Source organism: Paenibacillus sp. D2_2 (assembly GCF_031199965.1).
Lineage (GTDB): Bacteria > Bacillota > Bacilli > Paenibacillales > Paenibacillaceae > Fontibacillus.
In genome coordinates, this window is the sequence record NZ_CP133605.1 from 3,156,397 (window position 1) to 3,170,626 (window position 14,230).

At 44.9% G+C, this 14,230-nt stretch carries 10 protein-coding genes and 3 pseudogenes; 2 read left to right on the forward strand and 11 right to left on the reverse strand.

What is annotated here, in order from left to right:
- Nucleotides 1–44 precede the first annotated feature (44 nt).
- A complete protein-coding gene (locus tag RE628_RS16095) occupies nt 45–872 on the forward strand; it encodes an AraC family ligand binding domain-containing protein (protein WP_309154037.1) in 828 nt (275 codons plus the stop codon).
- Here the strand turns inward: RE628_RS16095 and RE628_RS16100 are convergent.
- Entirely contained in the window at nt 850–1,959 is a 1,110-nt protein-coding gene (locus RE628_RS16100; protein ID WP_309154038.1) for a GIY-YIG nuclease family protein, read from the reverse strand. The genes RE628_RS16095 and RE628_RS16100 overlap by 23 nt on opposite strands.
- 146 nt (nt 1,960–2,105) lie before the next feature.
- Here RE628_RS16100 and RE628_RS16105 point away from each other — a divergent pair, with 146 nt between their 5' ends.
- Nucleotides 2,106–2,990 carry a M23 family metallopeptidase gene (locus RE628_RS16105; RefSeq protein WP_309154039.1) on the forward strand — a complete coding sequence of 295 codons (885 nt, stop codon included), beginning with the start codon at nt 2,106–2,108 and terminating at the stop codon, nt 2,988–2,990.
- A gap of 79 nt (nt 2,991–3,069) precedes the next feature.
- Here RE628_RS16105 and RE628_RS16110 read toward each other — a convergent pair whose 3' ends face one another.
- The 10 genes and pseudogenes from RE628_RS16110 to RE628_RS16160 all read right to left on the reverse strand — a co-directional run bounded on the left by RE628_RS16110 (nt 3,070) and on the right by RE628_RS16160 (nt 14,185).
- Entirely contained in the window at nt 3,070–3,405 is a 336-nt protein-coding gene (locus RE628_RS16110) for a thioredoxin family protein (RefSeq protein ID WP_309154040.1), read from the reverse strand.
- Nucleotides 3,406–3,523: 118 nt separating this feature from the next.
- A pseudogene (locus RE628_RS16115) lies at nt 3,524–4,783 on the reverse strand (alpha-L-fucosidase).
- A 14-nt stretch (nt 4,784–4,797) separates the two neighbouring features.
- Entirely contained in the window at nt 4,798–6,258 is a 1,461-nt protein-coding gene (locus tag RE628_RS16120) for a glycosyl hydrolase family 95 catalytic domain-containing protein (RefSeq protein ID WP_375143119.1), read from the reverse strand.
- Entirely contained in the window at nt 6,207–6,476 is a 270-nt protein-coding gene (locus RE628_RS16125) for a hypothetical protein (protein ID WP_309154042.1), read from the reverse strand. Before RE628_RS16125 ends, RE628_RS16120 begins: the two co-directional genes overlap by 52 nt.
- Nucleotides 6,442–7,166 (reverse strand): annotated as a pseudogene (locus RE628_RS16130) (glycoside hydrolase N-terminal domain-containing protein). Before RE628_RS16130 ends, RE628_RS16125 begins: the two are co-directional and overlap by 35 nt.
- 141 nt (nt 7,167–7,307) lie before the next feature.
- Nucleotides 7,308–8,666, reverse strand: coding sequence for an ABC transporter substrate-binding protein (locus tag RE628_RS16140; RefSeq protein WP_309154045.1), 1,359 nt, complete (start codon nt 8,664–8,666; stop codon nt 7,308–7,310).
- Nucleotides 8,667–8,849: 183 nt separating this feature from the next.
- Nucleotides 8,850–9,686, reverse strand: a complete 837-nt coding sequence (locus RE628_RS16145; protein ID WP_309154046.1) for a carbohydrate ABC transporter permease — start codon at nt 9,684–9,686, stop codon at nt 8,850–8,852.
- Between the two features lie 12 nt (nt 9,687–9,698).
- Nucleotides 9,699–10,629 (reverse strand): annotated as a pseudogene (locus tag RE628_RS16150) (carbohydrate ABC transporter permease).
- A gap of 258 nt (nt 10,630–10,887) precedes the next feature.
- Nucleotides 10,888–12,474 (reverse strand): response regulator transcription factor, encoded by a 1,587-nt coding sequence (locus RE628_RS16155; RefSeq protein WP_309154047.1) that lies wholly within the window; start codon nt 12,472–12,474, stop codon nt 10,888–10,890.
- The gene (locus tag RE628_RS16160; RefSeq protein WP_309154048.1) at nt 12,467–14,185 is read right to left on the reverse strand and encodes a cache domain-containing sensor histidine kinase; all 1,719 of its coding nucleotides are present in this window, start codon (nt 14,183–14,185) and stop codon (nt 12,467–12,469) included. Before RE628_RS16160 ends, RE628_RS16155 begins: the two co-directional genes overlap by 8 nt.
- Nucleotides 14,186–14,230: the final 45 nt, after the last annotated feature.

Genomic DNA, 14,230 nt, shown 5'->3' on the forward strand with positions numbered 1-14,230 from the left:
TATAAATCTATCTTTTATAACTTCACTTCGGAGGAAATTGCTACATGTCTCGAATCAATGTCACGATTAATTCTGCGATGCCACCAGATCGGCTGGATCTTAACCTGATCTTCTTCGGCAAAGAGGAGTGCCTGCCTAATCATTCCTGGGGACCAGGGGTACGCGACTCCTATATTCTCCATCATATTCATAGCGGATGCGGCGTATTTCGCAGCGGCAATCATAGTTATTCTTTATCCGCAGGCCAGGGTTTTCTAATTCATCCGAGTACTATCGTTCATTATCAAGCAGATAAGCTTGATCCATGGACGTATTCCTGGGTTGCCTTCAACGGTCTTAGCGCTAAATCATTCATGAGACGCGCCCAGCTTGAAGCGCCTCAACTCATCTATGATGCGCCTCAAAACCCTTATTTCGAAACCTTCTATGATGATCTGCTTGCTGTTCATGCCGAGCGAAGCAGCGATGTATTAAGCCAGAGCATTCTCTACCGCCTGATTGCCGAACTCATATCCTGCTCCGAGGCTTCTTCCGAACAGCCTAAGCCTTCTCCTTCCAGAGATGCTTATATCCAACAAGCAATTGGATTTATTGAGAGCAACTACAGCCAGAAGATTACGATTCAGGACATTGCAACCTTTGTTGGACTTGACCGGACCTATCTGTCCAGCCTATTCAAAGCAAAATACGGCAGTTCGCTGCAGAACTTTCTCCTGGAGTACCGTATGAATCGTGCAACTGAATTGCTAGCTAATCCGGAGCTGTCCATCAGCGATATATCGCGTTCTGTCGGATATCCTGACCCTTTCTTATTCTCTAAGATGTTCAAGAAGGTCATCGGACAATCTCCTAAATATTTTCGTGGGAACTAGGCAACAGGAAGCTATCCAACGCTTCGTTCAACTCTTGCTGTCCCTTCTCTTTAAGCCAGGAGCTCTGAATATGAAGATGATGGCTTCCGCTTCCGTGCAAATAACTGTATATGATCTGAGCTTGATCAATTTCTTCTCGACCTATTTGAACTGGAGCATCATCAGAAGCTGAGTTAGGCTTAAAATAATGCAGTATCCTCGACCGAATCTCCGTAGCTAACCATGTCCTTTGTCCATCTGCTGGCAGAGGATATTTTTCACTGAATAGAATCTGATTGCGTCTAATTAGGAAAAGCTTGATCATAGTATCATCAACATATTCATAGACAACGATGCTTAAATTCTGTTCTGAGAACTCGATCACCTTTCTTTTTCTCAGCAGGAAGTTCACAGCCTCTATATGATCTCTCCACTTCGCAGCCTCTTCAAACTCAAATCGCTCTGCGGCCTCCAGCATACTCTGTTCCATCTCATGTAGAAGGGCCAATCCAGTTCCTTGTAGCAAACTGACGATACGATCCATGATTCGCTCATACTCCTGCACAGCACTCCCTCCGAGACATACTCCATTACATAGTCCGAGAGAATGGTTCAAGCATGCCCGCCCTGCCAACGGCTGACTGCAAGCAATGTGGTAGCACTCCTCGATGCTCTGTATAGCCCGTTCTACCGCATGCTTATTTGCCGTATAAGGGCCGAAATACAAACCCTCTCTATCAGCTCCTAGGGTATCAGTCACTTCCATGCGCCGTAAGCCAGCTTTGTTCCTAATGACTACATAAGTATAAGCGAGCGGATTCTTCATCTTCCTGTTGTACATTGGCTTCAGCTCTTGAATCAGTCTGCATTCCAGCATAAACGCTTCAAATTCAGTATCCGTATTGCGATATTCGAGTTCAGCGATATGGGCAACCAACTTAGCAATCTTCGGGGAATGAGATTTCGAATTATGAAAATACGACTGAACCCTTCGCTTCAATTGCTTGGCTTTGCCAACATATATGATAGAGCCGCGGGAATCTTTCATTAGATATACCCCCGGCGTTAAGGGTAGATTTCTAACCCGTTCTGCTACATGTGCATTCAATTCTAATCTCCCCTCCTAACCTTCCAGCTTCTTTTAGTTCGTAGTCAGTCTACTCTGACCTATTTTATTGCTTATGTAGTAATTCTACTATTTCAATCGTTATAGATTAAGAGGATATTATCGACAATATTGAAATAGAGGTAGTTATGAGAAAAATTAGCCGCAAAATTGGGAACATCAACACGTTACTGGCTTTGATTATTTTATTACCGTGGATAATTGTTCTGGGAGCGTCCGGCTTGCCGCCAATCTATGCCTGGTTTCTGTTAAAGCTCGTTATGCCATTCATCGGCTCTGCGGGCATGCTGGTCAGTCTTGTCATGATTGCAATCACTTTGTCTAAAAGAAAACAAGTAGCTGGCCGAATAATTACTTTTGCCTTATGTACGGTTATGGCGCTACACCTGCTCCTAACTTTGAATATTATCCCAATGCCATATCCCGCTCAGGTCGACAGGACTAAACCTGCCGTTACTGTCGCATGGCCCCTCGCCGGGCCAACGGTAGTCGGTTGGGGTGGCAATTCAACCCATACTAATCTCCCACACGTTATATGGCCTTCTGAGCGCTGGGCGTATGATTTACTGATGGAGCCTTACAGCACAGGCAGTAGAAATTTTGAGGATTACGGGATTTGGAATCAAGAAGTGCTTGCACCTGTATCCGGTACGGTAATCGCCGCATATGACGCGGAGCCGGATATTGTGCCTGGTTCGGAAGATATCCTATCTATGGAAGGCAATCATGTGTACTTAAAAATTGATGAGACAGGAACCTATTTATTGCTTAACCATCTTAGGCAGAATAGTGTCGCAGTACAGGTTGGGGACCATGTAGAGCCAGGCGATGTCCTGGGTCGAGTAGGCAATAGTGGGTCAAGCTCTGAGCCTCATCTACATATTCATCATCAACGGCAAAATCCGCTATCCACACCTCACCCCATATTGGCGGAGGGACTACCGTTGTATTTTACAGGAATCGATTCCGAACCTATGCCTGAAAAAGGAGCTATCGTTCATCCGCTTCATTAGGAAAATAAATTATTGCTGAAATATAAAGACTCATATTCTCTGGCCTGCTGACCTTGAATATGAGTCTATTACTCTAACACTACGATGTATATAATTCATATAATCTGGCCAACTTCTCCTCCAAATCCGCAAAGCGGACGAATCGATCCTCTCTTAGATATTCCTTACCATCTACGAACAAGAGGAGAGTCGGCGCAGTAAAGATTGATAATCCTCCAGCTATCTCTTCCACTTCCAGGGCATTCACTTGTCCTAGCTCCATTTGGGGAAAATGATCCAATAACGATCGAAGCTTAGGTAATATAGCGTGACACACACTGCAATCCGGCCTTGATACATACAGGAAGCTTAGTCCATGCTCTTTGATAAAAGCTTCTACCTGAGCAAATGTGCTTAATTCCTTTGCTTTCTTCATGGTCTTCTTAATCTCCTTGTAAACGATGAACTGTGGCTAGCCTACTTATTATAATCCATTTGATAAAAAAAGGCCCCCTTGCCCATTTAGGACAAGAAGGCTAACTGATACGATTGCTCTATTGCGAGCAAAATACAGCAAATTTACGAATGATCGGATTAGCAACAGACTCCGTGAGCCGTAGTCGGATTTTCTCCACATTTACTGGAGTCAATAAATCGATCTTCTTGTGGCCAATTGCGCTACCATTAACGATCTCTTTCCATTCTCCATCTGCATATACATCAATGGTATATTGACGCACCCGCTCTCCGTACACGATATCTTCCATCAACTCGACGTGGTCAATGACCGCAGCCTCGGATAACTCCAATTCAAGCATCTCGCCACAGCCCTTGATCTCTGCCAGAGGATGACTTAATCTACGACGAATCTCGTCTCCAAACTCCACCAGACGTTTCGCATCTACCTCAGGCAACAACCCGCGATTGTCCGGAGATACATTAAGCAGCAGGGTCGCACCATGGCCCACAGAACGATAGTAAATATCCATCAGCTGTTCTAAGGTCAGTAACGATTGTTCATCATTCGGATGCCAGAACCAGTGATTCTTGCGGATCGGAACATCGCATTCTGCCGGTACCCAGTCCGGAGTCTCCGGCAGCCATTGCAAGGAAGCTTCACTGAACATACTACCTTTTGCTGTCTTTGCCGTATTCCAGCACGGATATGGGGCAAGACCGTCCTCATTACCTACCCAGCGTATTGTTGGAGCGCCCATATTGAAGATCATCGCTTCAGGCTGATGCTGCTTGACAAGGCCAATAATCCGCCGCCAGTCATATTCACGACCTTCAGAGCCGGCTCCATCGAACCAGATTTCCACCAGCGGCCCGTCAGCCGGTAAGCAATTCCTCCAATTGGCCGCAATAGAAATCATCGTACTTCTGAGGATCCGAATAACATGGCTCATGCCTGTCCCAAGGAGACACATAAATGCCGAAGCCGATCCCTTCCTCACGGCAAGCGTCAGCGCATTCTCTTACTACGTCTCCCTGTCCATTCTTCCACGGACTAGACACTACGGAATAATCGGTCGTCGAGGTTGGCCAGAGGCAAAACCCATCATGATGCTTCGCCGTAAGAACAAAATAGCGGAATCCCGCCTCTTCGCCGTTCTAACCCACTGCCGCACATCTAGTTCCTTCGGGTTGAAAAGTGCAGGCGAATCATTGCCTTCTCCCCATTCTTGATCACAGAAAGTATTCATTCCAAAATGACAGAACAACCCAAGCTCCTTATCCTGCCATGCTAATTGCGCTGGGCTCGGCAGAGCCATATAAATATCTGATTGCTGCATACTCACATCGTTATTCATCATTATTCACTTCCTCATTTGATTTCTGCTTTATTAAGTATGATTCGATAGATCTCTCCAGGCTCAGCAGCAAAAGTATATTGATATCCTAGCCCAGAGCTTAAGCTTGCCATAGTAACGGGAACCTGATGAGCATCGTTAATGACTAGGTGCTTCTCACTAAACAAAGTGCAGTCCCTTGCGGTTGACGAATATATCTCTGCAGCTTCCAATTCCCCATCCTGCCAGCGAATATTAATCACGAAGCCTCCCCTGGCTCGCAAGCCCTTAACTGAGCCGCTTGACCAGGCGGTCGGAAGAGCCGGAAGCAGGCGAATCTCATCACCATGAGACTGCAACAACATCTCTTGAATCGCTGCAGCTCCACCAAAATTAGCATCAATTTGGAACGGAGGATGATCGCCGAACAGATTCGGATGTACCGCCTTGACCAGCAGCTCGCGCAGACTGCCATGCGCCTTATCCCCCTCGCCAAGTCTGGCCCAGAAGTTAGCAATCCAAGCTTGACTCCACCCGGTATGTCCACCCCCATGTTGCAATCGTCTTTCTAGCGTTACTTTAGCAGCGGCTCCCAACTCGGGCATTCTATGCGGAATGATCTGTTCACCCGGATGAAGGGCAAATAGATGAGAGATGTGACGATGACCCGGTTCATGCTCTACATAGTCGACAGCCCATTCCATAATCTGACCATGACGGCCAATCTTAGGTTCAGGTAGCTGTGCACGGACGCCTACCCATTGCCCAACCAGTTCTTCATCCAATCCCAGCATCTCCGCCGCTTCAATACAAGCAGTGAATAACGCATAGATGATCTGCGAGTCCATAGAGGAGCCGGAGCATAAGGAGCCAACCTGTCCCTTCTCATTTACATAACTGTTCTCAGGGGATAGCGATGGTGAAGTAATGAAATAGCCATTCTCATCAAAGACCAAGAAATCAAGAAAGAATAGAGACGCTTCCTTTAACACCGGATAAGCCCGTTCGCACAGAAATGCTTCAGAAAGATTGTACCGGTAATGCTCCCATAAATGCAGCGCCAGCCATGCCCCGCCCATTGGCCAAAAGATGGCAGGTGTCCAAGCACCGAACAAGCCGCTCTCCGCCCAAATATTCGAGCTAGAGTGAGCCGTAAATCCTCTTGCTCCATATAAGTCTGCCGCTGTCTTCTGTCCATTAATGACCAGTCGATCGATGAAGTCAAATAACGGTTCATGACATTCCGGTAGATTACCCGTCTCGGCGATCCAATAGTTCATTTGTAGGTTAATGTTCAGATGATAGTCGCTCTCCCAAGGCGGCGTGAAGCTGTCATTCCATATTCCTTGCAAATTCGCTGGTAAGCTGCCCGCTCTTGAGCTAGATATGAGTAAATAACGGCCGTATTGATAGAATAGCGCTTCAAGCTGTGGGTCCTCGCCCCCTAACCGATAAGACTGCAGCCGTTGAGAAGTAGATTGAAGATTCCCACATATCCACGGCTAGTACCTATGGGTTCTGCATTCACTTCTGCTTCTCCTGCTGTATCATCCGAATGAACTTCCAAGCTAACGCGATCAAATAACTTGCGGTGATCAGCCGTATGTGAATCAAGCAAAGTTGAATACGGATGTAATTTGGCTGCTTCCATCTGATTAAGCGCTTCTTGGCGCGGATCCTCACTGCGGAATGTAGTCTGAGCCGTGAGTAGCAAAATTACTGCATCGGCAGACTGAATATCTAGATAATTGCCAGGTTGCTCGGCACTCCCCTCCAGTTGCCTGAGCATTCAATACCGCTGCGTATTTAACGCCATCAGACCCACAAACCCCCTCCATCATTAAGGTATGCTCATTCTCCTGCAGCATGTCCCCATCAAAAGGTCGCCGGCTTAACCGTGCAGTTAAGCTTATAGCCCCTGGCTCTGATGCCGTGATTCGAACAACTAATACTTGATGAACAGCACTTACGAAGATTTCCCTCTGGTAGCGGACTCCGTCCACTGCATAACTTAGCGAAGCGACTCCTGTGCTCAAATTCAATCTCCTGCAGTAATCCTCCGCTTCCGATTTAACATGACCGAATTGAAGCAGTAGATCCCCCAGCGGCTGATAAGGTCCAAAATATTGTGGAACATTTGTGAAATGAAGGAGCATCTCCCTCTCCGCCTCTTGAACCTCGCCTCTACGAAGCAGATCTCGAATCTCGTCCAGTTTCATCCTACCCTGTGGATTATCACACTGCTTCGGACCCCGTACCAAATAGAATCTTCATTCAGCCCGATTCGCTCCGAGGACACGCCGCCAAATAACATCGCTCCAATCCTACCGTTGCCAACTGGGAATGCCTCTGTCCAGATCCGAGCAGGTTGCCTCTCAATAAGCTCGTTCATCAAGTTCGCCATCGTTCTACTCCCATCCACTTCCAAATATTCTTCGTATTTTCGCTCATAAGTAGATAACAAGGGCCGTCTCTCATAAGATCATTGAGACGGCCCTTGCTTGTCAATTGCTAATCATTAATCTTCTGTCTATTTCAGCTCGTATTATTCTACGTAGCCTTTCTCGTTGATGTACTTCGTCGCTTCATCAACCATCCACTTCAGAACATCATCAAGCGGCTCATTGCCAAGCATGAATTTACTGAAACCATCATCGATCACTTTCGAAACCTCTGCGTTAGCTTTGGTCATCTTCTCAGAAGCCCCAAGGAACTTAATGTCATCGCTAAACAAAGAGTATTTGAGTGAATCCATATCGTACATATCTTCATGACCAGCAACCAACTTGTTCAGCAATTCTTCGTTGTTCGCTTTCTTGTAACCGGAGAATTCTTGTCTGCTTGGTGAATCAGCCGTAGTCATGAATCTCATAAGTCTATAAGATTCTTCTTTATGCTGTGAATTAGCACCCATCACGATTTGACTTCCGCTTGTGAAGTATTTACCTTCATAGCCTTTAGGTTCAGCTCCTTTAGGAGGAACTGGTACCGGTGCAAACGCAGTCTTGAACGTATGCGGATATTGCTCTGTATTACCTGGATCCGCGATCGTAAAGTTACCAGTCAGAATCATAGCAGCTTCTTCGTTGAAGAACTCTGTACGATAAGCAAGCTTCGCAGCCAGAACGTCTGAATAAGGCTTAGCCGACTTGTCAATTGTCTCCATGTCTTTACGCAATTGGAAGAAATATTTGTAAGATGGGTCAGACAGGATTGTTGAACCGTCATCATACACGAATGGATCCTTCATCATCGTCTGAGCAGGAGCATTCATGTAAAGCTCCCAAGTATGGAAGTAGGTACCGTAACGCTTGTCAACGCCTTCGCCTTTCGTTAGCTTCTTAGCGTATTCACGATAGTCATCCCAAGTCCATCCGTATTTAGGAACTTCAAGACCAACTTCGTCCAAGGCATCCTTGTTCATCATAACGTAGTTGATGCTCTTGGTATATTGCATACCATAGTACTTACCGTCAATTTTAGCATTAACCCAGTATTCATCATCAGGATTAACGCCTTCCTTATCATAGTACTCATTCAAAGGTGCGAAAGCTCCGCGACCTGCGCGTTCAATAGCAGAGCCCAAGCTTGCCAATTGTACTACGTCAATAGATTCTCCAGAGGAGATCAGGAAGTCGAGCTTCTTCTCCATTTCAACGGAATCACCCGGTACAAGAACGACATGCTCAACCTTAATGTCCGGATTCTGTTCCATGAATTCCTTAAGCATCCCATCTGTTCCAACCGCTTGAGCATCGTTGTCCCAGTTGTAATACTTGATCGTAACTTGTTTGTCGGATTTAGCATTTCCGGAATTATTCGTACCGGTTGCAGCATTTCCATCGCCGGATTTTCCGCATCCGCTTAACATCAAGCTGATGGCAAGAACGGTACCGAGAATCATAGAAAAACTCTTTTACCCTTGTGTTTCATCTTGTTTCCCCTGCACTGAAGTTTTTTAGTGTAGTGCTTGTACAAGTTCATTATAGGCGGTTGCCTTGAAGGCCAAGTGCAAAATTTTGATGTTATAGGATTACATTTTTGACTTTTCGATAGCGCTTACTTTCTGTAAAAGGTTGATCACAGATCAACCTTTTACACCACCTAATGCAATCCCGTTAATAACCTGTTTCTGAAGAGCAATGAACACAATCAGCAGAGGAATAATCGCTGATACAGCTGCTGTCATCATAATCGCGTAGTTGTTCGTGAAGTCATCGCGGAACAACGTCATCCCTAGTGGAATGGTATATAGATCCTTATCTAGTAAGAAAATAAGCGGATTCTGATAGTCATTCCATGTCCAAATGAATTTGATAATAGCTACTGTTGCCAATACTGGCTTACAGAGCGGCACCATAATTGATGAGAAGGTTCTTAAATGACCTGCTCCATCGATTCTTGCCGCCTCAATAATCTCATCGCTGACGCCAATCATAAATTGTCGTAGTAAGAATGTAAAGTAGATCGAGAACATGCTCATAAAGATAATCGCTGCATGTGTGTTATAGAGCCCGAACCAGCGAATCAACAAGAAACGCGGAATCAATGTCGCTTGGTCAGGGATAATCATAAAGGACAAGAGTGCGAGGAATACAAGATTCCGCCCTTTAAAATTGATCTTTGTCAACGCATAAGCTGACATAGACGAGATGATCAGTGTGATAAGTGTCGTAATAATAGCGATCTTGAATGAGTTGAGATAAAAATGATAGAAAGGAACTTTCCCCATCCAGACTGTCTTAAAATTATACGCTACATTGATCTTCTCTGGAATCCATTGAATTGGGAAGCGCATTACATCTTTCTCATACTTGAACGCTGCTGATATCATCCAGACGAGTGGTATAAGGAATACGACGGACAGAGCACCCATGAAGACGGTGGTTATCACTTTTGACATGTTTTTTCGAATTAGTTGCATTTGATATTCCCCCTAGTCTTCATTTCTCATTTTCCAGGTAAGTGCTGTAATGATGCCAATAATGGCGAACAGCAACCAGGAAATGGCGGAAGCGTAGCCCATGTTATGGTATTTGAAGCCTTCCTCGTAAATGCGGTATACCAGCACCATTGAAGAGTTGTTCGGACCACCTTCGGTTAGATACGCGATGACGTCAAACACTTTGAACGAACCGATCAGCATCGTAATCAACAAGAAGAAGGTGGTTGGACGCAGCATCGGAACAGTAATTGCAAAGAATTTCTCAAAGGCCCTGCCCCGTCAATATCTGCTGCTTCATAAATTTCATTGGAAATGTTCGTCAAGCCAGCCATGTAGATAATAATGGTATAACCCAGGCTCGCCCATGAGCTAATAATCGCGATAGATAACAATGAAGTTCTCGGATCAACCAGCCATTTCGGCGGATTGGAAATACCGATATCCATCAAGAATTGGTTAATTGGCCGAGAGACGGGTGGAACAATGCACTCCATACCGCCGCAATTGCGATTATCGACGATATGTACGGAATGAAGAACGCTACCTTGAAATAATCCTTGAAGAATACACTGTTATGAATCAGAACTGCCAGTACCAAGGCGATTGCAATCGGAATCGGTACCGTCATTATCATATAAATAACATTGTTCTTAACAGCCTGGATAATCGTCGGATCATGGAACATTTTCACATAGTTATCAAACCCGGTAAACTCGATCCCTTTAACCCCAGATAGCAAATCCCACTTAGATAAACTTAAGTACAATGAAAATCCAAGTGCAAATACATTTAGAAACAGCATGCCGACAATTTCCGGAGTTAGAAATAACCATCCGATCAATGCTTCCTTACGATGCGGAGTCCAAAATTTCTTCCGTGGTTCTAGCCGAGTGCTCGGCTCAGGTTGTTTGACTGCCTCCACGTTGTATCACCTCTACAATTTATAAGTTGTTATTATAGTAATACATCGTAAGACAGCTAGAAGGAGTGATTATGACCAGCCGCGTGCAAGATTTTGACCTTATTCTTTTATCTATATAAGTTGAACTAATGATTGAAAGGATGAAGGCAGCCGGTTGAAATATTCTTACGATCGCTGTTGTGTCTTCTCACATAAAAAAGCAGCCCCTGTGTCATCTCCAATGACTTAAGGAACTGCTCTGATTTAATTACTTCGATATCATTTGCGTGCCGTATGCTTGGCCTTATACTCACTTGGCGTTGCACCAACGTACTTCTTGAATACTTTAGAGAAATAGGTTCTGTCTGAATATCCCAAGCCGATCGCCATTGATTCGAGGTTCTGATTGGACACCTTCAGCATCTTCGTCGCCAGCTTCATCTTGTACTGATGCACATAATCAGTAAAGGTAAGTCCGGTCATCCGCTTGAAATAACGAGAGAAGTAGCTCGGGTTCAGATACAGATAGCGTGCCATATCGATCGAGGTAATATTGTCTGCTAGATGCTGCTCAATATACTGTTGAATGACCTGCAGCTTCGGCTCTTGAGACGTACTCGTCCCCTGCTTGTCCCTGCTCTCCGTAATCTGAACGAGCTTTCTTTCGATCAGCTCCATTGAATCGCTTAATGTGCGAGATAAACTTAGATAGTTGAACAGATCCTCTTCAAACTTCAAATTAGAGAACATCAACTCAATACCCCGTAGCATAAAAGATAACTCTTTCGCGAAATCACCCGGCTCAATCATCATATCCCGCGCGTTCCCGGCGATTTCAAGCAAGATGTTGTGAATGCCGTCCAGATCTTGCTTGATCACTGCCTGCTCCAGCTGCGACACACAGTTATTCAGGAAACCTTGTGGAGCATGCTGAAAGTTTGAAACCGCACTCTGTGAAATATCAGTAATCGTATAATCGGTTGTTTCATAAAATTCCAATTTACTCTGCAATATTTGCTGATAGGCCGAACCCACCGAATCCAATTCCATTTTATCCGTTACTGATACAATACTAGGCTGAATTTTAAGGAAATTCACACACTGGGAACGCAGCTGTTGTAAGAAATTATTAAAATTAAGGATCGCATTTTGGGCCAGATTCATTCTGAAGTTGTATAGAATCGCGATGTTGTCTTTTTCCAGAAATGGCGTAACCCCTTCAAAGGATTCGGACAGCTCCAGTGCAATATTATATATCGCGTACAAAATCAGCTGATGTTCACTTTGCCTATAGCGCTTATCGAAGCTAGAAAATTGCACATTAACGATCCCCAACATGAACCAAGGATAATTCCAAGAGACCCCGATCTGCGAAGCATAGTCCATCGTCATCTCAGAGGGAGCCCGGTCAATGACTCTCTTCAGGAGATCTTGACGGAATAGCTGGCTGTTATAATTAGAAGTCTTCCAGCGAATCAGACCACTCTTAGACTTCAATATCGTAACGGATTTCTCCAGACTCTTCTCCAGTTGCTCCGCTGTCAGCTGATCTTTGATCAGATAGTCATCTGCCTTAAGCTTGATCGCTTGCTGAGCATATTGGAAATCTTCATGACAAGTTAGGAAGATCACCCGCACGTCCGGCTTCATAGACGTAAAGCTGTCGGCTAGCTCAATCCCGTTCTTTTGCGGCAGGCCAATATCTGTAATCACAATATCAGGCTGTACCTCTTCGAACATATGCATTGCCTTCACACTTGAATAGGTTGTTCCGACAATCTGCAGATTGTTCGCTTCCCAATCGATCATCTGCTGCAATACTTTAAGCATGGGAACATCATCGTCGATGAGCATGACTCTATACATTATTCATTCCCCCAGATAGAAAAACATGGTGCATTTCCAAAGGCAAATACAGTGAAACCAAAGTACCTCCCTGCTGGAGGTTACTGATCGTCATTGTAGCCTCCTCTCCAAAGGTCAGCCTCAATCTTTGTACGACATTAATCAATCCGACTCTCTGATAAGAACCGTCCTCATTGTCATCGAACATGAGTCTGCGGTTAAGGCGTCCTAGAGTCTCTTCTTCTATACCGATTCCATTATCCTTAATCTCGATCATGATTCCGCCTGCGGCTTGATATGAGCTGACCCTTATCGTCGGCGACGGATGATCCACAAATCCATGCACAATCGCATTTTCTACTAGCGGCTGCAGGATAAGCTTAGGCACGATCAATCCCTTCGTCTCGGGTTCCAATTCAATATCAAGTTTGAGAGGGATCTCACTGCGGATCTTCATAATATCCACATAATGTGTAAGCAGCTTGCACTCTTCTTCTAGAGTAGTCGGCTCATTCACCTTCAGATAAGCCCGCAAAAGGCTCATCAGGGAATCGATTATCCCACTGTGCAGCTTGTCTTGCTGTAATATAAGACTGCATTTTATAGAATTAAGTGTATTGATTAGAAAATGAGGGCGAATCTGCATAAACAGCGCTTCCAATTCCATGACCCGCTTCTGCTCCTGCTCCTGCTCGATATCATGAATCAACTGCTGGAGTTGATCTAGCATTATGTTCAGCGTATGGCCTAGTTCCGCGATATCATCCCTGCCCTTAACTTCTAGACGCACATCCAGATTACCTAGACCGAATTGACGAACGACCCGCTGCAGCTTATGGATCGGACTATGTAGCCTCTTGGCAATCAAGATGGAAGTCATCAAGAAGACAAGGAACAGCAGAATAACGACGAGAAGTCCCGTATAGAACGTACGAGAAATTTGACCGGACCATTCCTTCTCCGACGCCTCGTAGACGAGCTTCCAGCTAGATTTGGAGATGTTGCGGAATGTTCTCACATTGTTATTAGGATCAGAATTATCTAATGACAAGTCTAGATTTCCGGAGATTAACTCACCCGATGAATCGAACAGCGCCACTTTGCCGAACTCTACTGGACTTAGCAGCTTGTTAAAATAAGAGTCCGCAATCGAGACGAACAACACGGACACGTACTGTTTCTCCCGGCTATCAAAGATAACTCGAGCAATATAGTAGCTTCTGCCTCCGAAACCGCTGTCAGCCATTCCGAGCCACTGCAGCTTCTCCGGCTCCTTCAGATCTACTCGCTTCATTAATTGGGCTACACTAGAACTAACCCCAGTCAATTTTTCACTTCCAGATGAAATGACAAAGTTCTGGCGGTTTACGAGATACATGCGGATATTATTGTTCAACGGCTTTGTATTAATCAGATTGAATAGATCTTGAATTTGTGTAAACAGCACATAATCGTTGTAATTATTGATTCGCTTCGTATCGGCAAAAGACTTCAAATTATTTCGCACATTAACATCGTTTACAATAAAATGTGATGCAAAAGTAACATCGTCAACGGTCTTGTTCATCTCATCGGTCATCACGTTCAGGAAATTCTCATTGCTAAGCTGCAGCTTCTCGACCATCGAACTGCGAATTAGCAGAAACGAGATGGTCGAGACGGCAATCAGCGGGATGAAGATAAGTAATAGAAATGACAGCTGGATACGTCTATAATAAGTTAATTTGAACATGTACTGCCGCGCCTCTCTCACACTCTTTTTACTCTCATCTCTATT

Bases quoted from the DNA above. Each gene is read 5' to 3' on its own strand.
- RE628_RS16095 (WP_309154037.1), top strand. From the start codon at position 45: ATGTCTCGAATCAATGTCACGATTAATTCTGCGATGCCACCAGATCGG.
- RE628_RS16105 (WP_309154039.1), top strand. From the start codon at position 2,106: ATGAGAAAAATTAGCCGCAAAATTGGGAACATCAACACGTTACTGGCT.
- RE628_RS16110 (WP_309154040.1), bottom strand. From the start codon at position 3,405: ATGAAGAAAGCAAAGGAATTAAGCACATTTGCTCAGGTAGAAGCTTTT.
- RE628_RS16140 (WP_309154045.1), bottom strand. From the start codon at position 8,666: ATGATTCTCGGTACCGTTCTTGCCATCAGCTTGATGTTAAGCGGATGC.
- RE628_RS16145 (WP_309154046.1), bottom strand. From the start codon at position 9,686: ATGCAACTAATTCGAAAAAACATGTCAAAAGTGATAACCACCGTCTTC.
- RE628_RS16155 (WP_309154047.1), bottom strand. From the start codon at position 12,474: ATGTATAGAGTCATGCTCATCGACGATGATGTTCCCATGCTTAAAGTA.
- RE628_RS16160 (WP_309154048.1), bottom strand. From the start codon at position 14,185: ATGTTCAAATTAACTTATTATAGACGTATCCAGCTGTCATTTCTATTA.